At 64.4% G+C, this 747-nt stretch carries 1 protein-coding gene; it reads left to right on the forward strand.

Going from position 1 to position 747, the window contains the following annotated elements; translation table 11 throughout:
• Positions 1 to 747: TraC family protein (locus tag JHD77_RS33355; protein WP_267907587.1), on the forward strand; the 747-nt coding region annotated here is incomplete at both ends.

Here is a 747-nt window from a genome sequence, read left to right on the forward strand (position 1 = left end):
GGGAGCACAAGCTCTATCGCGGTTCGATCGCTCTGTTCGTGCGCGGCCGCGACCATACCCAGCTGGAGGAGCGCTGCATCACCCTGAGCAACGTACTGCTCGGCGCCGGCCTGGTGCCGGTCGAACCGCAGAACGAAGTCGGACCGCTGAACAGCTACCTGCGCTGGTTGCCCTCAAACTTCGATCCGAACGAAAAGCGGGCCCTGGAGTGGTACACCCAGATGATGTTCGCGCAGCACATCGCCAACCTATCACCCATCTGGGGGCGTACCACCGGTACCGGACACCCTGGCTTCACGCTGTTCAACCGTGGCGGCGCACCGTTGACCTTCGACCCGTTCAACAAGCTGGACCGGCAGATGAATGCCCACGGCTTCATCTTCGGGCCAACTGGCTCCGGCAAGTCGGCGTCCCTGACCAACCTCATCTGCCAGATGCTCGCCATGTACCTGCCGCGGATGTTCGTCGCGGAAGCGGGCAACAGCTTCGGCCTGCTGGCCGACTTCGCCAAGCGGTTTGGCCTCTCGGTCCACCGGGTCCGCCTCGCCCCGGGCTCCGGCGTCAGCCTGGCACCGTTCGCGGACGCCATCAAGCTGGTCGAGAGTCCCGACCTGGTGAAGGTCCTGGATGCCGAAGACATCGATGCCTCGGACGCCGTCCAGGGAAACAAGGTCGACCTCGAGGACGATCAACGAGACATCCTCGGCGAGATGGAGATCGTCGCGCGCCTGATGATCACCGGCGGCG

The organism is Pseudomonas sp. P20 (assembly GCF_016463925.1).
GTDB lineage: Bacteria > Pseudomonadota > Gammaproteobacteria > Pseudomonadales > Pseudomonadaceae > Pseudomonas > Pseudomonas aeruginosa.